The organism is Streptomyces sp. Y20, from assembly GCF_043195475.1.
Taxonomy (GTDB): domain Bacteria; phylum Actinomycetota; class Actinomycetes; order Streptomycetales; family Streptomycetaceae; genus Streptomyces.
Window position 1 is genome coordinate 200,229 of sequence record NZ_JBIDDP010000003.1, and the last position, 18,266, is coordinate 218,494.

The 18,266-nt window shown below is 72.6% G+C and carries 17 protein-coding genes and 1 pseudogene; 5 read left to right on the forward strand and 13 right to left on the reverse strand.

What is annotated here, in order from left to right; translation table 11 throughout:
* Nucleotides 1–124: 124 nt before the first annotated feature.
* The 6 genes from ACGFT1_RS09190 to ACGFT1_RS09215 form a co-directional block, all read right to left on the reverse strand.
* Nucleotides 125–808, reverse strand: a complete 684-nt coding sequence (locus ACGFT1_RS09190) for a SigE family RNA polymerase sigma factor (RefSeq protein ID WP_373908400.1) — start codon at nt 806–808, stop codon at nt 125–127.
* A gap of 326 nt (nt 809–1,134) precedes the next feature.
* Nucleotides 1,135–2,202 (reverse strand): aspartate-semialdehyde dehydrogenase, encoded by a 1,068-nt coding sequence (locus tag ACGFT1_RS09195; RefSeq protein WP_373908401.1) that lies wholly within the window; start codon nt 2,200–2,202, stop codon nt 1,135–1,137.
* Complete coding sequence (locus ACGFT1_RS09200; protein WP_373908402.1) at nt 2,202–3,473, reverse strand: aspartate kinase; 1,272 nt, start codon at nt 3,471–3,473, stop codon at nt 2,202–2,204. Before ACGFT1_RS09200 ends, ACGFT1_RS09195 begins: the two co-directional genes overlap by 1 nt.
* A 165-nt stretch (nt 3,474–3,638) precedes the next feature.
* Complete coding sequence (locus ACGFT1_RS09205) at nt 3,639–4,301, reverse strand: DUF5063 domain-containing protein (protein ID WP_373908403.1); 663 nt, start codon at nt 4,299–4,301, stop codon at nt 3,639–3,641.
* Nucleotides 4,294–4,893 (reverse strand): recombination mediator RecR, encoded by a 600-nt coding sequence (gene recR / locus ACGFT1_RS09210; protein ID WP_356821517.1) that lies wholly within the window; start codon nt 4,891–4,893, stop codon nt 4,294–4,296. The genes ACGFT1_RS09205 and recR overlap by 8 nt, the downstream gene beginning before the upstream one ends.
* 73 nt (nt 4,894–4,966) lie before the next feature.
* A complete protein-coding gene (locus ACGFT1_RS09215) occupies nt 4,967–5,308 on the reverse strand; it encodes a YbaB/EbfC family nucleoid-associated protein (protein ID WP_373908404.1) in 342 nt (113 codons plus the stop codon).
* Between the two features lie 266 nt (nt 5,309–5,574).
* On the opposite strand from ACGFT1_RS09215, the gene ACGFT1_RS09220 reads away from it, so the two are divergent.
* On the forward strand, nt 5,575–6,324 hold the full coding sequence (locus tag ACGFT1_RS09220) for an SLATT domain-containing protein (protein WP_373908405.1): 750 nt from the start codon (nt 5,575–5,577) through the stop codon (nt 6,322–6,324).
* A gap of 17 nt (nt 6,325–6,341) precedes the next feature.
* Here ACGFT1_RS09220 and ACGFT1_RS09225 read toward each other — a convergent pair whose 3' ends face one another.
* Nucleotides 6,342–8,423 (reverse strand): serine/threonine-protein kinase, encoded by a 2,082-nt coding sequence (locus tag ACGFT1_RS09225; RefSeq protein WP_373908406.1) that lies wholly within the window; start codon nt 8,421–8,423, stop codon nt 6,342–6,344.
* Between the two features lie 234 nt (nt 8,424–8,657).
* On the opposite strand from ACGFT1_RS09225, the gene ACGFT1_RS09230 reads away from it, so the two are divergent.
* The 3 genes from ACGFT1_RS09230 to ACGFT1_RS09240 all read left to right on the forward strand — a co-directional run bounded on the left by ACGFT1_RS09230 (nt 8,658) and on the right by ACGFT1_RS09240 (nt 11,609).
* Nucleotides 8,658–10,013 carry an aspartate aminotransferase family protein gene (locus ACGFT1_RS09230; RefSeq protein ID WP_373908407.1) on the forward strand — a complete coding sequence of 452 codons (1,356 nt, stop codon included), beginning with the start codon at nt 8,658–8,660 and terminating at the stop codon, nt 10,011–10,013.
* A 140-nt stretch (nt 10,014–10,153) separates the two neighbouring features.
* Nucleotides 10,154–10,849 carry a GntR family transcriptional regulator gene (locus ACGFT1_RS09235; protein WP_356821525.1) on the forward strand — a complete coding sequence of 232 codons (696 nt, stop codon included), beginning with the start codon at nt 10,154–10,156 and terminating at the stop codon, nt 10,847–10,849.
* A gap of 109 nt (nt 10,850–10,958) precedes the next feature.
* On the forward strand, nt 10,959–11,609 hold the full coding sequence (locus ACGFT1_RS09240) for a hypothetical protein (protein ID WP_373908408.1): 651 nt from the start codon (nt 10,959–10,961) through the stop codon (nt 11,607–11,609).
* A 28-nt stretch (nt 11,610–11,637) separates the two neighbouring features.
* Here the strand turns inward: ACGFT1_RS09240 and ACGFT1_RS09245 are convergent, their stop codons facing one another.
* Nucleotides 11,638–11,865, reverse strand: coding sequence for a hypothetical protein (locus ACGFT1_RS09245; RefSeq protein ID WP_373908409.1), 228 nt, complete (start codon nt 11,863–11,865; stop codon nt 11,638–11,640).
* A gap of 82 nt (nt 11,866–11,947) precedes the next feature.
* Entirely contained in the window at nt 11,948–13,231 is a 1,284-nt protein-coding gene (locus ACGFT1_RS09250; protein ID WP_373908410.1) for an adenylosuccinate synthase, read from the reverse strand.
* A gap of 196 nt (nt 13,232–13,427) precedes the next feature.
* Here ACGFT1_RS09250 and ACGFT1_RS09255 point away from each other — a divergent pair, with 196 nt between their 5' ends.
* Complete coding sequence (locus tag ACGFT1_RS09255) at nt 13,428–14,300, forward strand: diacylglycerol kinase (protein ID WP_373908411.1); 873 nt, start codon at nt 13,428–13,430, stop codon at nt 14,298–14,300.
* A gap of 49 nt (nt 14,301–14,349) precedes the next feature.
* Here the strand turns inward: ACGFT1_RS09255 and ACGFT1_RS09260 are convergent, their stop codons facing one another.
* The 4 genes and pseudogenes from ACGFT1_RS09260 to ACGFT1_RS09275 form a co-directional block, all read right to left on the reverse strand.
* A complete protein-coding gene (locus ACGFT1_RS09260; protein ID WP_373908412.1) occupies nt 14,350–15,570 on the reverse strand; it encodes a cytochrome P450 in 1,221 nt (406 codons plus the stop codon).
* 72 nt (nt 15,571–15,642) lie between these two features.
* Nucleotides 15,643–16,308: a response regulator gene (locus ACGFT1_RS09265; RefSeq protein WP_373908413.1), complete on the reverse strand. Its 666-nt coding sequence runs from the start codon at nt 16,306–16,308 to the stop codon at nt 15,643–15,645.
* Nucleotides 16,305–17,654 (reverse strand): sensor histidine kinase, encoded by a 1,350-nt coding sequence (locus tag ACGFT1_RS09270; RefSeq protein WP_373908414.1) that lies wholly within the window; start codon nt 17,652–17,654, stop codon nt 16,305–16,307. Before ACGFT1_RS09270 ends, ACGFT1_RS09265 begins: the two co-directional genes overlap by 4 nt.
* 88 nt (nt 17,655–17,742) lie before the next feature.
* Nucleotides 17,743–18,189: pseudogene (locus ACGFT1_RS09275) on the reverse strand (LuxR C-terminal-related transcriptional regulator); the annotation flags it as partial.
* Nucleotides 18,190–18,266 lie beyond the last annotated feature (77 nt).

Consider the following 18,266-nt stretch of genomic DNA (forward strand, 5'->3'; position numbering starts at 1 on the left):
GTTGGCGTGTGCTGTTGCCCGTGCCATTGTGTCGGCTCGTGCCAGGCGTAGGGCTCGTGACGTTCATGGGAGTGGCGTTCATGGGAGTGGCCGTCATGCGGTTCGCCCTCTTCGGCGCGGTCGTTCATGCCGATGCCTCCATGGCCACCCGCAGCGCGGCGATGCCCCGAGAGCCGTAGGCCTTGACCGAGCCCAGGGATATGCCGAGGGTCTCGGCGGTCTGCGCCTCGGTCATGTCCGCGAAGTAGCGCAGCACGAGCACCTCGCGCTGGCGGCGCTGGAGACCCTTCATCGCCTTGATGAGGTCCCGGCGCTCCAGCTGGTCGTAGGCGCCCTCTTCCGCGCTCGCCATGTCGGGCATGGGCTTGGAGAGCAGCTTCAGGCCGAGGATGCGCCGGCGCAGCGTGGACCGGGAGAGGTTGACGACCGTCTGGCGCAGGTAGGCCAGGGTCTTCTCGGGGTCGCGGACGCGTTTGCGCGCGGAGTGGACGCGGATGAAGGCCTCCTGGACGACGTCCTCGCAGGAGGCGGTGTCGTCGAGGAGGAGGGCGGCGAGGCCGAGCAGGGAGCGGTAGTGCGCCCGGTAGGTCTCGGTGAGGTGATCGACGGTCGTGCCGGCGGCCGCGGTCGCCGGGGTGGTCCCGGCCTCCTCGGCGCCGTCACGCTGACTGGGTATGCGGGCCGGCCGCGCTGCGGGCATGGGCGCGATCACCGGCATGCCGCCGGGCGTGCGGGGCCTGAGCGCCGCACGGGGCGGCCGCAGGGCCGTGCCGGTGCGGGCCACACTGAGTTCGAGTACCTCTGCCACGCCGGTTGGACACGTTCCCCCCCTCGGAGGTTGTACGTGCCGGGCGTCACATGTGCGACAACCGACGGTGCCTCAAGTGCCGTCATGCGTCCCGCTCTTCCCTCATGTCCCATTTGAACGGGCGCCCCCACGCCCTGATCACGGCGTCCCCACGCCAGGATCATCCCGCCCCCAGGTCCCGCAAGGGTGACCGCAAAGACGCTCCCCGCCCTCCGTACGGTTGCGGGGAGCGGGGAGGCAAATCCTCTGCCGCGGGGCGGGACCGGTTCAAGTGGTCAAGACCAGGCTCCCGGCCACCCTTCGCACGCAGATCCTACGCAGCGGGGCTAACGGGGGCCGGGCGGCTCCGCCGCGATCAGCTCCGCGATCTGCACGGCGTTCAGCGCGGCGCCCTTGCGCAGGTTGTCGCCGCACACGAAGAGTTCGAGCGCGGCCGGGTCGTCCAGGGCCCGCCGTACCCGGCCGACCCAGGTCGGATCCGTGCCCACCACGTCGGCGGGGGTGGGGAACTCGCCGGCCTCCGGGTCGTCGCAGAGCACGACGCCGGGCGCGGTGGCGAGGATCTCGCGGGCGCCGTCGACGCCGACCTCGCGCTGGAAGCGGGCGTGGACGGTCAGCGAGTGCGTGGTGATCACCGGTACCCGCACACAGGTCACGGCGACCGGCAGCCGCGGCAGCCCGAGGACCTTGCGGGACTCGTCGCGGATCTCCATCTCCTCCGACGACCAGCCGTCCTCCCGCAGCGATCCGGCCCACGGGACGACGTTGAGCGCGACCGGCTCCGGGAACGGCCCGGTGCCGTCCCCGACGGCCCGCCGTACGTCCCCGGGCTTGGTGCCCAGTTCGGTGCCGGCCACCAGGGACAGCTGGGCGCGGAGCGTCTCCACCCCGGCCCGCCCGGCCCCGCTCACCGCCTGGTACGACGACACCACCAGCTCGCGCAGCCCGAACTCGGCGTGCAGCGCGCCCAGGGCGACGATCATCGTCAGGGTCGTGCAGCTGGGGTTGGCGACGATCCCGCGCGGGCGGGACCGCACGGTGTGCGGATTGACCTCCGGCACGGCCAGGGGCACGTGCGGGTCCATCCGGAAGGCGCCGGAGTTGTCGACGACGACCGCACCGCGCGCGGCGGCGACCGGTGCCCACACGGCGGCGACCTCGTCGGGGACGTCGAACAGCGCGATGTCGACTCCGTCGAAGGCGTCCTCCGACAGGGCCACCACCTCGGTCTCCGCCCCGCGCACGGCCAGCTTGCGGCCGGCCGAGCGCGGGGAGGCGATCAGCCGGATCTCACCCCAGATGTCCGCCCGTTGGGACAGGATCTGGAGCATGACCGTGCCGACGACCCCGGTCGCTCCCACGACCGCGAGCGTCGGCCTGCCGGTCGGCGCCATCAGCGGCCCGTGCCTCCGTAGACGACGGCCTCGTCGGTGTCGGAGTCGAGCCCGAAGGCGGTGTGCACGGCGCGGACGGCCTCCGCCACGTCGTCGGCGCGGGTGACGACCGAGATGCGGATCTCGGAGGTCGAGATCAGCTCGATGTTCACGCCGGCGTTGCTCAGTGCCTCGAAGAAGGAGGCGGTGACGCCCGGGTTGGTCTTCATGCCGGCGCCGACCAGGGAGATCTTGCCGATCTGGTCGTCGTAGCGCAGCGAGTCGAAGCCGATGCCGGCGCGGTTGCGCTCCAGCGCGTCGATGGCCTTGCGGCCCTCTGTCTTGGGCAGCGTGAAGGAGATGTCCGTCAGGCCCGTGGAGGCGGCGGACACGTTCTGCACGACCATGTCGAGGTTGATGGCGGCGTCGGCGATGGTCCGGAAGATGGCGGCGGCCTCACCCGGCTTGTCCGGCACACCGACGACCGTGATCTTGGCCTCGGAGGTGTCGTGCGCGACACCGGAGATGATGGCCTGCTCCACCTGCTTGTCCCCAATCGGCTCACTGCTGACCCACGTGCCCTGGAGTCCGCTGAAGCTGGACCGGACGTGGATCGGGATGTTGTAGCGGCGGGCGTACTCCACACAGCGGTGGAGCAGCACCTTGGAGCCGGAGGCCGCGAGCTCCAGCATGTCCTCGAAGGAGATCCAGTCGATCTTCTTCGCCTTCTTCACCACGCGCGGGTCGGCGGTGAACACGCCGTCGACGTCGGTGTAGATCTCGCAGACCTCGGCGTCGAGTGCGGCGGCGAGCGCCACGGCCGTCGTGTCGGACCCGCCGCGGCCGAGCGTGGTGATGTCCTTCTTGTCCTGGCTCACGCCCTGGAAGCCGGCGACGATCGCGATGTTGCCCTCGTCCAGCGCGGTGCGGATCCGGCCCGGCGTGACGTCGATGATCCGGGCCTTGTTGTGGACCGAGTCGGTGATGACGCCCGCCTGGCTGCCGGTGAAGGACTGCGCCTCGTGGCCCAGGTTTTTGATCGCCATCGCCAGCAGGGCCATGGAGATCCGCTCTCCGGCGGTCAGCAGCATGTCGAACTCCCGGCCGGCAGGCATCGGAGACACCTGCTCGGCGAGATCGATCAGCTCGTCCGTCGTGTCGCCCATCGCGGAAACGACGACGACAACCTGGTTGCCGTTCTTCTTCGCTTCCACGATCCGCTTGGCGACGCGCTTGATGCCCTCGGCATCGGCTACGGAGGAGCCTCCGTACTTCTGCACGACAAGGCCCACGTGCGCTCCTCGCTCGGTTCGTTTGTGTCGGCTCAGTTTAACGAGCGTCCGTATCCCACCACCGCTCTCCCGCATGGTGAGACGCCGGGCGCCCGCTACCGCAGCCTGCCCGGCGTGCCGCCCGGCACTCGGAACGTGCCCCGGCTCACAACCGCGCCGGACGGGTTACGTCGCCGGCCGGATGCCCAGCGGGTCGCCGATCTCCTGGGCCATCACCCGGCCCGCCTCGAACTCCAGGGTCTCGTCGCCGAGGTTCGCCTGGTCGGTGTCGAGGCCGTCCAGCTCCTCCAGGGGCTGGTTCAGGCGGACGTGGATCAGGACGGACTGGAGGGCGCGCAGCACCGCGGAGGCCATCGGTCCCCAGTTGGAGAAGTACGAGAACTGCCACCACCACAGCGCCTCGGTGGTGCGGCCCGCGCGGTAGTGGACCATCCCGTGCCGCAGGTCGGTGATGATGTCGGCGAGGTCGTCGGAGATCCGGCCGGGCACCGGCGCCTTGCGGGGCTCGTACGGGTCGAAGACCTCGGAGTAGACGTCGACGGGGTCCAGGAGGCGGGCGAAGTTCTCGCGGATGCCGTCCACGTCCGGTTCGGGGCCCGGGTCGGGCTCGTAGCGGTCGTCGGGGACGATGTCCTCGTGGGCGCCCAGCCGGCCGCCGGCCAGGAGGAGCTGGGAGACCTCAAGGAGGAGGAAGGGCACCGTCGAGCCGGGTTCGTCGCCCTTCGCCACCTCCGTGACAGCCACGAGGAAGCTCTCGACCTGGTCCGCGATCTGGACCACGAAGTCGTCCGGGTTCTGCGCCGAGGCGTGCAGTGTGGCGTCAGACATCTAGGAGTCGTCTCCCCTCGAAGGCGCGGCCGAGGGTCACCTCGTCCGCGTATTCCAGGTCGCCACCCACCGGGAGGCCGCTGGCCAGGCGGGTGACCTTCAGGCCCATGGGCTTGATCATGCGGGCAAGATACGTCGCCGTGGCCTCGCCCTCCAGGTTGGGGTCCGTGGCCAGGATCAGCTCCGTGACCGTCCCGTCGGCCAACCGCGCGAGAAGTTCCCGGATACGCAGGTCGTCGGGACCGACACCCTCGATCGGGCTGATGGCGCCCCCGAGCACGTGGTAGCGGCCCCGGAACTCGCGGGTGCGCTCGATCGCGACGACGTCCTTCGGCTCCTCCACCACGCAGATGACGGTGCGGTCGCGGCGGGCGTCACGGCAGATGTTGCACAGCTCCTCCTGCGCCACGTTGCCGCACGTCGCGCAGAAGCGGACCTTCGCCTTCACCTCCAGGAGCGTCTGCGCGAGCCGTTTCACGTCGGCCGGCTCGGCCTGGAGGATGTGGAAGGCGATCCGCTGCGCGCTCTTGGGACCGACGCCGGGCAGCCGCCCCAGTTCGTCGATGAGGTCCTGGACCACGCCTTCGTACAACGGACTGCCTTTCCTGGAGACCTTTCGGTACGTACGGTAGTCGGCACCCGCCTTCGCGTGGAAGGCGGCGGGGTCAGAACGGCAGTCCGGGGATGCCGCTGCCGCCGCCCAGCCCCTGCGCCAGCGGGCCGAGCTTCTGCTGCTGGAGCGCCTGCGCGTTCTCGTTGGCCGCCTGCACGGCCGCCACGACCAGGTCGGCGAGGGTCTCGGTGTCCTCCGGGTCCACCGCCTTCGGGTCGATCCGCAGCGCGCGCAGCTCCCCGGAACCGGTCACGGTGGCCCGCACCAGACCGCCACCGGCCTGCCCGTCGACCTCCGTGTTCGCCAGTTCCTCCTGCGCCTGCTGGAGGTCCTGCTGCATCTTCTGGGCCTGCTGGAGCAACTGCTGCATGTTGGGCTGGCCACCGGGGATCACGATCAGCTCCTCGCCGTCTTCTCCGACGTCCTTCTCGACGTCTCTTCTTCTCCGTCGTCACTGAGCCTACGTGGTCCACGCGGCCCTCGCCCCGCCACTCTTTCGAGTGAGAACTACGGGACTCCTCCACCTGATCAAGACGCACTTCCGGGCGGAAAAGCCGGGGAAGGCCCCTCCCCGCCACCCATTGGGCGGTAGGAAGGGGGCCGCGCGTCGGCAGGGCATGTCACGCGATGTGACCGGTCGTGATCAGTAGGGAGTGCCGGGTGGGTCAGCCGGAGATGCAGCCCGAGGGTCCGCCTCAGGACGGGCGGGGCGAGGGCGCGGCCGGGCTGCGGCCGGGCGACCTGGCCGGGCGGGCCTTCCCGCTCGGCGACTGGGCGGAACCCGCCGAACGGCTGGACGAGCTGTACCGGTGGGTGGAGGGCCGGGCGCTGGAGACGTCCGCGTGGTATCTGCGGGACCGGGTCCGCAAGCGGCTGGGGGCGCGGGTGCTGCGGGCGGGCACGGCGGCCGGAACCGTGGTGGGGGCGGCGCTGCCCCTGCTGGACCTCACCGGGGTGGCCGGCGGGATCGCCCCCTGGGGCTGTCTGGCCCTGCTGCTCGCCGCGTCCTGCGCGGGCGCCGACCGGTTCTTCGGGGTCACCTCCGGCTGGATGAGAGACGTGGCGACCGCGCAGGCGGTGCAGCGGCGGCTCCAGGTGCTCCAGTTCGACTGGGCGTCGGAGTGCGTGCGGGAGGTGCTCGGGCCGGCGGAGGGGACGGCGAGCGAGGCGGCCGAGCGGTGCCTGTCGGTGCTGCGGCGGTTCTCCGAGGACGTCACCGAGCTGATGCGCACGGAGACGACCGACTGGATGGTGGAGTTCCGGACGGGTTCGGTGCCGCTGGGGATCCAGACGGCGGTGACGCCGGTGCCGCGGCAGGAGACCGGGGGGCCCGGCAGCCGTTTCCCCCTGCCGCCGGCGAACGGGAGCCGGCCCAACATGCCCAGGCAGCGCCCGCCCGAGCCGCGCTAGGCACCCCGCTCTGCCCGTCACTCCTTGCGGTACGTCAGGCTTTCCCCGCCGTTCGCCTTGGACCGCTTCAGGCGGCCGTCCGGCAGCAGGGTGACCTCGGTGGCCTCGCCGGGCGAGCAGGAGGAGGCGGGCGCACCGCTGGTGACGGTGGAGGGCCCGATCTCCAGCGGCCCGCCGGTACCGGGCTCGGCGGCGAGCGTGCCCTCGAAGACGCAGTGGTACGTCCCACCGCCCTCGGTGGGCCCGTCCGCGACCAGCGTCAGCACGGTGTCGCCCACCCCACCCTGCCGCAGGGTGAGTTCGCGGGTGTGGGAGCCGTCGGCGTTGTCGATGGTGGTCCGCCAGGAACCCAGGTAGGCGTCCGGGACCGCGCCCGCCGCGGAGGCGGACGGCGATGAGGTGGCCGGTGTGGGCCTCCCGGAGGCGGCCGGGGGCGCGGAGGTGAGGGTGGGGACGGGGCTGACCGCGCCGCCGCCCTTGTCGTCGACGCCGCTGCCGTTCTTCATCAGCGCGTACACCGTGCCGCCCGCGCCCAGCGCGACGACCAGGGCGACCACGACGAGCAGCGCGGTGGACCGCCCGTTGCGCCGCTCCTCCTCCCCCGGCACCCCGAGGGTCGTCGGCCCGTACGGCGGGGTGCGGCCGAGCCCGTCGGCGTACGGGTTGTACGGCTGCGGCCCCCCGCCCCAGGCCCCGGCGCCGGGCTGCCGCGGATACCCGTAGGCGGCGGGTCCGGGGTGCTGCTGCGGATGCTGCTGCGGGTACTGCTGTGCGTGCTGCTGGGGGTGCGCTGGCCCGTACGCGCCGGGTGCGGTTCCGGACCCGGGCCCGGCTGCGGCTGCGAACCCGGGCGGCGCCGGCGGCGTGCCGAGCGGCGTCCGGGCGGGAACGGCGGTGGGCAGATGCCCGGCGCCCCCGCCGGGTACCGGCCCGCCGAGCGGAGCGGGCACCCCGTCGGACACGGCGGCGTGCTCGGGCGACGCACCGGCACCCACGGAGGGCGCCCGGCCCCCGCCGGCACTCCCGTCGGACGCCCCCGTCGCGGCGCCGGACATGCCCGCCGCGCGCACGGGAGGTGCGAGCGGGAAGCCCTCCGCCGCCGCCTCCGTTCCCATCGCGTCCGCACCCGCGGCACCCGCACCCGTGCCGGACGGCGGCCGTCCCGGGCCGCCTTCCGGGCTCTCCACCTCCAGCAGCCGCACGGCGTGCCGGCCCAGCTGCGCGACCAGCGAACCGGGCAGCCAGGGGTCCCTGGCCCGGCCGTCGGCCACCGTGTCCTGCGCCCCGGTCCGCTCCAGGATCGCGTCGAGCGAGGGCCGGGCCCCCGGTTCCTTGCGCAGGCAGTCCCGGACCAGGTCGGCGATCCCCTCCGGCACCCCCGTCAGGTCCGGCTCCTCCTGGGCGATGCGGAACATCAGCGCGTGCACCCCGCTGTCGGCGCTTCCGAAGGGCGGCCTCCCGGTCGCCGCGTAGGCCAGCACGGAGCCGAGGCAGAACACGTCGCACGCCGGCGTGATCCGGTCCCCGCGCACCTGCTCGGGCGCCATGAACCCGGGCGATCCGACGAGCGACCCGGTCCGGGTGAGTCCCTCCCCCGCGGCTGTGGCCGTCTCCAGGGCCCGCGCGATACCGAAGTCGATCACGCGTGGTCCGTCGATGGTCACGAGCACGTTGGACGGCTTCAGGTCCCGGTGCACGATCCCCGCCGCGTGGATGTCCTTCAGCGCGTGCGCGAGCCCCGCCGCCAGGATCCGCACCGACCGTTCGGGCAGCGCCCCGTGGTCGTGCCCGACGACCTGCTGGAGGCTCGGCCCGGCCACGTACCCGGTCGCGACCCACGGCACGGGCGCCTCGGTGTCCGCGTCCAGCACCGGCGCGGTCCAGTACCCGCCGACCCGCCGCGCGGCCCGCACCTCCTGCCGGAACCGCGCCCGGAACTCCTCCTGCTCGGCCAGTGCCGCACGGACGAGTTTCACGGCGACGGTACGTCCGCGTTCCGACCGGGCCAGGTACACGTGCCCCATGCCGCCCGCGCCGAGCCGCGCCAGCAGCCGGTAGGACCCGATCCCCTGGGGGTCCCCCGGTCCCAGCTTCTCCATCGCCGTGCCGCCCTTCCCCCCATAGGTCGCAACGGACCGAGAATAGTGCGGGGCGCGCGGCGGCGGGCGCGGGCCGCTGTCTACGGTTGCGTAACAGGCCCGCCCGGGCCGTCCGCGGCCCCGCCACCGGCCCGGCGCGCCGACGGCCTGTCGACAACCTGTCGCGAATTGCCCTTGTCCACGGAACAGGACGCCGATACCTCTTCCGCATCGCGGACATCTACCCTCGGCCGCATGACCCCTCAGCCCCGCCCCGACGCCGGCGCCGCAGTGAAGGCCGCGGACCGCGCGCACGTCTTCCACTCCTGGTCCGCCCAGGACCTCATCGACCCGCTCGCCGTCGCCGGCGCCGAGGGGTCGTACTTCTGGGACTACGACGGCACGCGCTACCTGGACTTCACCAGCGGACTCGTCTTCACCAACATCGGCTACCAGCACCCCGAGGTCGTCGCGGCGATCCAGGAGCAGGCCGCGAGGATGACGACCTTCGCGCCCGCGTTCGCCGTCGAGGCCCGCTCGGAGGCGGCCCGGCTGATCGCCGAGCGGACCCCCGGTGATCTGGACAAGATCTTCTTCACCAACGGTGGCGCGGACGCCGTCGAGCACGCGGTGCGCATGGCCCGGCTGCACACGGGCCGCCCGAAGGTGCTCTCCGCCTACCGCTCGTACCACGGCGGCACCCAGCAGGCCGTCAACCTCACCGGTGACCCGCGCCGCTGGGCCTCCGACAGCGGCAGCGCCGGCGTCGTCCACTTCTGGGCGCCCTTCCTCTACCGCTCCCGCTTCTACGCGGAGACCGAGGAGCAGGAGTGCGCGCGGGCGCTGGAGCACCTGGAGACGACGATCGCCTTCGAGGGGCCCGCCACCATCGCCGCGATCGTCCTGGAGAGCGTCCCCGGCACCGCCGGGATCATGGTCCCGCCGCCCGGCTACCTGGCCGGCGTCCGCGAGCTGTGCGACACGTACGGGATCGTCTTCGTCCTGGACGAGGTCATGTCCGGGTTTGGCCGGACCGGGGAGTGGTTCGGCGCCGACCTGGCCGGTGTCGTACCCGACCTGATGACCTTCGCCAAGGGGGTGAACTCCGGTTACGTCCCGCTCGGCGGTGTGGCCATCTCGCCGCGGATCGCCGAGACCTTCGGCAAGCGCCCCTACCCCGGCGGCCTCACCTACTCCGGTCACCCGCTGGCCTGTGCCGCCGCCGTCGCCACGATCGGCGTGATGGCGCGGGACGGCGTGGTCGACAACGCCCGGCGCCTCGGCGAGACGGTCGTCGGCCCCGCCCTCGCCGCGCTGGCGGACCGGCACCCGAGCGTCGGCGAGGTGCGCGGCGTCGGCATGTTCTGGGCGCTGGAGCTGGTGCGGGACCGCGAGACCCGCGAACCGCTGGTGCCGTACAACGCGGCCGGCGAGGCCAACGCCCCGATGGCCGCGTTCGCGGCGGCCGCCAAGCGGCACGGTCTGTGGCCGTTCGTGAACATGAACCGCACACACGTCGTGCCGCCCTGCACCGTGACCGAGGCCGAGCTGAAGGAGGGCCTGGCCGCGCTCGACGCCGCGCTGACCGTGGCCGACGAGTACACCGTGTGACGCCGCGGCGCCGGAACCGAGGCTGCCGCCGGGCCGGTCCGAACGCGTAAGGTGACGTGCTCGTAAGTGATGCATACGCGCGTTTGCTCGCGCCTGTGTACGAGTACGTCACCCCGGACGTGTGAGGAGAGGCACGGACCATGCCCGGTACCGGCGCCGTGACGCGCAGCACCCTGCGCCAGCAGATCGCGGACGCGCTCCGGGACGAGGTGCTGGCGGGGCGGCTGCGCCCGGGCCGGGCGTTCACCGTCAAGGAGATCGCCGATCAGTACGGCGTCTCCGCCACCCCCGTCCGCGAGGCGCTGGTCGACCTGTCCGCGCAGGGCATCCTTGAGGCCGACCAGCACCGCGGTTTCCGCGTGCCCGAGTACTCGCTCGCCGACCACCGGCACATGATCGAGGCCCGCAGCCTGGTCACCGACGGCATGTTCCAGGCCCTCGTCGCGGACCACCCCGCCTTCCGCACCCCGCCGGACGACCCGCGCACGGCCGCCGCCCTGGCCACCGTGCGCCGCCGCGGCGAGGAGGCCCAGCGGGCCGCGGCGGCCGGGGACCTCACGGTCCTGGTCGGCTACGACCTGCGGTTCTGGCGCGAGCTGAGCGCCCTGTTCGGCAACGCCTACCTCGGTGACTTCCTGCACCGCCTGCGGGTGCAGTCCTGGGTCTGCGCGGTGCAGCACCTGCTCCGCCTGCCCGACCTGCGCGGCCGGCTCTGGGCCGGGCACACCGAGCTGGTCGACGCCCTGGCCCGCCGCGAGGCCCAGGCCGCCCGCGCGATCGTGGCCGCCTCCAACGCCCACGCGCTGGCACTGCTGGAACGCCTGACCAACGGGTAGGTGACCGCTACGGCCCCTGCGGGGAACCGCCGCGGGACCGGACGCACTACCCTGCCCTGACCACCTGCTGTCGTGCGTGACCCCGCGCTGCCGATGCGAGGAGCCTCTTTTGGCCTGTGACCTGTGGCTGGTACCGCTCGTGGACGTGTTGTGCCACACCCCGGACAACCCCTTCGCCGAGGAACTCGCGCAGTACAACAAGGCGTTGGCCGATGCCGGGCTGCCGCCGGTGCCGGTGTACCAGTACATGCCGGGTCTGTCCGGCGACGTCGCCCCGGTCGCCGGGTTCGACTACGACGCCCTGCACTTCCTGCGCCGCGCCCACCTGCTCCAGGTCTGCGGCCTGCCGGTGACCCCGGTGGACGGACTGGGCGGTGACTACGAGCAGTTGCTGGAGATGTTCGAGACGACGGCGCAGCAGTCGCATCTGGTCTGGCACTACGACCACGCGGGCGCGTACGTCCCCGTGGACTTCCCGCACCCGCTGTCCAACGAGGAACTCCTCGCGGGCGGCGGCCCGCTGGGCAGCTCCCAGACCCTGCTGCGCGAACTCCAGCACGTCGCGCCGGTCATCGGCATCGACCCGGCGAACCCCCCGGCGCCGCCCATCCCGCCGGCCGGCCCGACGGAACTGGAGGAACCGGCCGTCCCCGCCCCCTACGACCCCAGTCCCTTCGCCCGCGAACGCCACGTCTGGCTGGGTCTGCACGCGGCGGCGACCCGCTCCCTGGCTCAGGGCTCGATGATCGTGTTCAGCTGAGGCACGCCACCACCGCCCGCGCGGGCCGTCACGGCCGCAGGCCGGGTACACGGCCGATGAGATGGATGACCGGGGGCCACAGCACCCCGCTCGCCATCAGCAGCGAAGGACCGAGGTGCACCGGGCACACCCGCAGGGGCGGCCGGTTGTGGCGGGCGATCTCGAAGACGGCGGGGTCGGCGCAGTCCGTGCCGCCGGCCTGGTGGCCTTCACCGCCGTACGGGCCCCGGCATCGCGCGTTCCGGTGGACGCCCATACCTCGATTGTGCACCGTCGACCACACAGCGGCGCCCGCCGCCGTGCCCGGGGGCACGGCGGCGGGCGCTGCCGCGAGGCGTCTAGAGGAACGAGTTGATCTCGATCGTCTCGTCGCGGCCCGGGCCCACGCCGATCGCGGAGATCGGGGCGCCGGACATCTCCTCCAGCGCCTTGACGTAGTTCTGGGCGTTCTTGGGCAGGTCGGAGAAGGACTTCGCCCCGGTGATGTCCTCGGACCAGCCCGGCAGGGTCTCGTAGACCGGCTTCGCGTGGTGGAAGTCGGTCTGCGAGTAAGGGAGTTCCTCGACGCGCTTGCCGTCGATCTCGTATGCCACACAGACCGGGATCTGCTCCCAGCCGGTCAGGACGTCCAGCTTGGTGAGGAAGAAGTCGGTCAGGCCGTTGACGCGGGTCGCGTAGCGGGCGATGACCGCGTCGAACCAGCCGCAGCGGCGGTCACGGCCGGTGGTGACGCCCCGCTCGCCGCCGATGCGGCGCAGCGCCTCGCCGTCCGCGTCGAACAGCTCCGTGGGGAACGGGCCGGCGCCGACACGGGTCGTGTAGGCCTTGAGGATGCCGATCACGCGGCTGATCTTCGTCGGGCCCACGCCGGCGCCGGTGCAGGCGCCGCCCGCGGTCGGGTTGGAGGAGGTGACGAAGGGGTACGTGCCGTGGTCGATGTCCAGGAGGGTGCCCTGGCCGCCCTCGAACAGGACGACCTTGTCGTCCTCCAGCGCCTGGTTCAGCACCAGGACGGTGTCGGCGACGTACGGCGCGAGCTTCTCCGCGTACGTCAGCAGCTCCTCGACGACCTGGTCGACGGCGATGGCCCGCCGGTTGTAGAGCTTGGTGAGGATCTGGTTCTTGACGTCGAGGGCCGCCTCCACCTTCTGGGTGAGGATCGACTCGTCGTACAGGTCCTGGACCCGGATGCCCACGCGGTTGATCTTGTCGGCGTAGGTGGGGCCGATACCGCGGCCGGTCGTACCGATCTTGCGCTTGCCGAGGAAGCGTTCCGTCACCTTGTCGACCGTCACGTTGTACGGCGTGATGACGTGCGCGTTACCGCTGATCAGGAGCTTGGACGTGTCAACGCCACGCTCGTTCAGACCGCTCAGCTCGGAGAGCAGGACCGACGGGTCGACGACGACACCGTTGCCGATGACCGGCGTACAGCCGGGCGACAGGATTCCGGAAGGAAGGAGGTGCAGTGCGTACTTCTGGTCGCCGACGACCACCGTGTGGCCGGCGTTGTTGCCACCCTGGTATCGCACCACATAGTCGACGGAGCCACCGAGCAGGTCCGTCGCCTTTCCCTTGCCTTCGTCACCCCACTGAGCACCGAGCAGCACAAGTGCGGGCACGCGCGTACACCCCTTCCGGGCGGGGCATGTCCAAGGTCGGGGGCGTGGGCGTAAGGTTCACCGCCGCGTGCCACAGCGACCGCCGTTGGTCGCCAACCGTCGGACCGGATGCCCCGGAATAGACGAAGCCCCTGGCGCAATAGCGCAAGGGGCTCTTGCACAAAGATGCTACCCGAGGAAGCGAGGCAGGACCGAGGTGGCGACTTTCGCGACGTCCGATCAGCTGCTGGTGATCATCGATCCGGCGGCACGGCAGACGGACGGAGAGTCCGTGCGGATCGCGAAAGACGTGCTCAGCGCGGGTGCGGCGGCCAAAGTGTGTCTACCGGAGGGGCCGGAGGAATTCGCCCGCGCACTGGGCCGAAGGGGATCGCGGCGGCCGGTCGTGATCGGTGACGGCCGGGCTCTGGTGCGCACCGTCGCCCTGCTGCACCGGCACCGGGAGCTGGCCGGGTGTGCGCTGTCGGTGGTGCCGGTGGGGGACAGCGCGCTCGCCGAGTCCCTCGGGGTGCCCGGTGGGACGGTGGCGGCGGCGCGGGCCGTGCTGGACGGCGCGGAGCGGCGGCTGGACCTGCTGGTGGACGACAGCGACGGGGTGGTGCTGGGGGCGCTGGGCATCCCGTCGGCGCCGATGCGGACGGCCGCCGCCCAGCCGGTGCGCGTCCTGCTGGGCCGGCCCTGGTACCGCTCCCTGGTCCGTCCCCTGGCCACGCGTCCGCTCCGGCTGCCCGCGGTGCCCTCCCCGGGGCCCACGCGGCTGCGGGTGGAGGTCGACGGAGCGACGCTCGTGGACCTGGACCAGCCGGTGGAGACGGTCTCGGTGACCCCGCGCTCCCGCGGGATGGCGGAGGTGGAGGTCCGCCCGCTGTCGGTGGGCGCGGCGGCGACCCCGCTGCTGACCTCCGGCCACACGGTGACGGTCACCGGGGCGGACTTCCGCTACCGGGCGGACACGGCGGTGGCGGGACCGGTACGGCGGCGGACGTGGCGGGTGGAGGAGGGGGCGTGGGGGCTGGTGCTGCCCCGCCGCACCCTCGCCGGGGGCCCGGCGGTGATGACGGACCTCTGACCCGCGCCGGGTCCGTCCCGCACCGGTGTGCCGCGTCGCGCGGGGGTGGTCAGCCGATCTCCACGCTCAGCCCGCGCAGGCCCCGGATCACGAACCCCGGCTTCCGCTCCGGTTCCGCGGCCAGGGCCAGCGTGGGGGCCTGGCGGAGCAGCGCCGACAGGGACGCGGCCAGCTCGATGCGGGCGAGCGGGGCGCCGATGCAGTAGTGGATGCCGGCGCTGAAGGAGACGTGCGGGTTGTCCTCGCGGGTGAGGTCCAGGCGGCCGGGGTCGGCGAAGACGGCCGGGTCGTGGTTGGCGGAGCCGAAGAGCAGGGCGATCTCCGAGCCCCGGGGGATCGTGGTGCCGTCGATCTCGATGTCGTCCAGCACCCAGCGCTCGAACAGCTGGAGCGGGGTGTCGTAGCGCAGCAGCTCCTCGACCGCGGCCGGGACCAGACCGTGGTCGGCGCGCAGGGCCGCCAGCCGGCCGGGGTCGCGGAACAGGGCCCACCAGCCGTTCACCGTGGCGTTGACCGTGGCCTCGTGACCGGCGTTGAGCAGCAGGACGGCGGTGGAGATCATCTCCTGCTCGGTGAGGCGGTCGCCCTCGTCGTGGGCCGCGATCAGCCCGGAGACCAGGTCCTCTCCCGGCTTCTCGCGGCGGGCCGCGATCAGTTCGCGCAGGTAGTCCGAGAACTCCACCGACGCCCGTACCGCCCGGGCCGCCGTCTCCCCCGGCGGGTTCAGCTCGTACATCCCGCAGATGGCCGCCGACCAGGGGCGCAGCTGCGCCCGGTCCGCCTCCGGGATACCCAGCATCTCGGCGATCACCGCGACCGGCAGCGGTTCCGCCACGTCCGTCAGCAGATCGCCGCCGCCCTCCCGGACGAGCCCGGCGACCAGGTCGTCCGCCAGCCGGTGCACGTACGGCTTCAGCCGCTCCACCGTGCGCGGGGTGAACGCCTTCGACACCAGACGCCTGATCCGGGTGTGGTCCGGCGGCTCCAGGTCGAGCATCCCGTGGTCGTTGAGGGTGTGGAACGGCTCGTGCTCCGGTGGGGGCGCGCTCCGGCCGAACTCCTCGTGCGAGAAACGGTGGCGGTAGGCGCGGCCGAGGCGGCGGTCGCGCAGCAGCGCCGAGACGTCCGCGTGGTGCGGGACCAGCCACTGGTCGGTGGGCTCGTACCGGATCACCCGGCCGCGCGCCCGCAGCTGCGCGTAGGCCGGGTACGGGTCCGCGACGAACGCCGGGTCCCAGGGGTCGAAAGCGAGATCGGCGGGGTCTGCCATGCGGGGACGCTAACGCGTGGCGCCGCGTCCGGCCAGAGTGCCGTTCTCCGGCCGGCCCGGGGTGCCGCCGCGTCAGCCGGGCGTCACCAGCCGCGCCTCGTACGCGAACACCGCCGCCTGCGTGCGGTCCCTCAGTCCCAGTTTCACCAGGACGCGGCTCACATGGGTCTTGATCGTCGACTCCGCCACGACCAGGCGCCCGGCGATCTCCGCGTTGGACAGGCCCTGGGCGATCAGGACCAGCACCTCCGTCTCGCGTTCCGTCAGCTCCCCGAACGCCGCCTGCGCCGCCGGCATCAGGCGCGGTGCCTCGGACAGCCGGGAGAACTCGGTGATCAGCCGTCGAGTGACCGTGGGCGCGAGGAGGGCCTCGCCGGACGCCACCACCCGGACGCCGTCGGCCAGCTGCCGGGCCGAGGCGTCCTTCAGCAGGAAGCCGGAGGCCCCCGCCCGCAGTGCCTGGTACACGTACTCGTCGAGGTCGAACGTGGTCAGCACCAGGACCTTCGCCGCCGCGTCGGCGGCCACGATCTCGCGGGTCGCCTCGATGCCGTTCAGCTCCGGCATGCGGATGTCCATCAGCACCACGTCCGGGGCGAGCCGACGCACCTGGCCGACCGCCTCCCGGCCGTTGACGGCCTCGCCCACGACCTCGATGTCCGGCATCGCGTTCAGCAGGACCGAGAAGCCCTCGCGCACCATCATCTGATCGTCGGCGACCAGTACGCGAATGGTCATGCCTCGTCCTCGGTGACGGCGGCCGGCACCGGCAGGAACACCGCCACCTCGTATCCCCCGTCGGCCGTCGGGCCCGCCGTCATCTCGCCGTTCAGCATGGCGACGCGCTCCCGCATGCCCGTGATGCCGTGCCCGGCGCCGGGCGAGGCCTTGACCAGGTGCGGGGCCGGTGGCGGGTCGTTGACGACGCGCAGGCCCAGACCGCCGAGGACGTACGCGATCTCGACCCGTGCGTCCGCACCCGGCGCGTGCCGCAGCGTGTTGCTCAGCGCCTCCTGCACGATCCGGTAGGCCGACAGCTCCACGCCCTGCGGCAGTTCGCGCACCGCGCCGGTCACCGTCCTGCCCACGTCCGGGCCGGCCTCCCGCACGTTGGCGAGCAGCGCGTCCAGGTCGGCGAGGGTGGGCTGGGGGGCGTCCGGCGCCTGGTAGTCCTCCGCGCGTACGACGCCCAGCACGCGGCGCAGCTCGGTCAGGGCCGCCACCGCGTTCTCCCTGATGGTGACGAAGGCCTTCTCCAGCTCCGGCGGCGGATTCTCCACCCGGTAGGGCGCGGCCTCCGCCTGGATGGCCACCACCGACATGTGATGGGCGACCACGTCGTGCAGCTCGCGGGCGATGGTCGTGCGCTCCTCCAGCAGTGTGCGCCGTGAACGCTCCACCGCGGTGACCGTCCGCTGCGCGGACACCTCACGCTGGGCCTGCCGGCGGGTCTGCCGGACGGCGACGACCAGCAGGGCCAGCGCGGAGACGACCAGCATCGGGCCCACGTCGGTGCCGTCGTGCTCCCAGCCGAAGAGTCCGTCGGTCCACACGCCGTACAGGCCGGTCAGCGCCCACATCCAGGCCGCCGCGCGCGGGCGGGTGCGGGCCGCCACGATCGTGAGCACCAGCAGATGGGACACGAAGCCGCCCGGCAGCCACGGCCAGCTGCCCCATCTGCTGCTGCCGAGGACGTCGGCCACGCCGGTCGCCACGAGCGACACCCAGAACGCGCCGACCGGGCGCACCAGCGTCAGCAGGACCGGGGTCGCGGCGAGCAGTCCACCGAGGACGGACGGCCCGCCCACACCCGTGTTCACCGTTCCCACGATCAGCGCCACCAGCGCGCCGGCCACCACCAGCGCGTGCGGTGTCCAGACCGCGTACGCCCGCGGCCGGCTCGGCAGATGGCGGGTCAGCGGGCCGTCCGCGGCCGCGGGGGGCAGCGGACGGTAGGCGAAGGCGTCGTGGAACAGGTCCTGCCACAGTCCGCGCAGAGCATCCACGGCCAGCCGGAACTCCGGACTGCGGGGCCTGCCGGACACGGACGGCCTCATCGGCTGCGTGTGCGTCGTCTCGGTCACGAACGAAACGGTAGGCGCAGGCGGGACCGCGGTCGTCAGCAGTGAGAGGGGCGTTCGGCGTCCGCCGGAAGTACTACGGGGGGTGGGGTCAGTGGGTGGAGGGGCGGACCAGGCCGGATTCGTAGGCGAAGACCGCTGCCTGGGTGCGGTCCCTGAGGCCCAGTTTCAGCAGGATCCGGCCCACATGTGTCTTCACGGTCTGTTCGGCCACGACCAGCCGCCCGGCGATCTCCGCGTTCGACAGGCCCTGGGCGATCAGTGCCAGCACCTCCGTCTCCCGGTCGGTCAGTCCGCCCACGCGTTGCCGGAGCGGGGGCCGGGGGGAGCCGTCCAGCCGGGAGAACTCCGCTATCAGCCGGCGCGTGATGCCGGGGGCCAGCAGCGCGTCGCCGGCCGCCACGACCCGGACGGCCTCGGCGAGCTGGTCGGCGGAGGCGTCCTTGAGCAGGAATCCGGAGGCCCCCGCGCGCAGCGCCTCGTACACGTACTCGTCCAGGTCGAAGGTGGTCAGCATCAGGACCCTGATGCCCGGGTGGTCCGCGGTGACAATCAGGACCGGCGTCGGCGTCCCGCCGGGGAGCTGTTCCGCGCCGTAGCTCCCAGGTACTACGG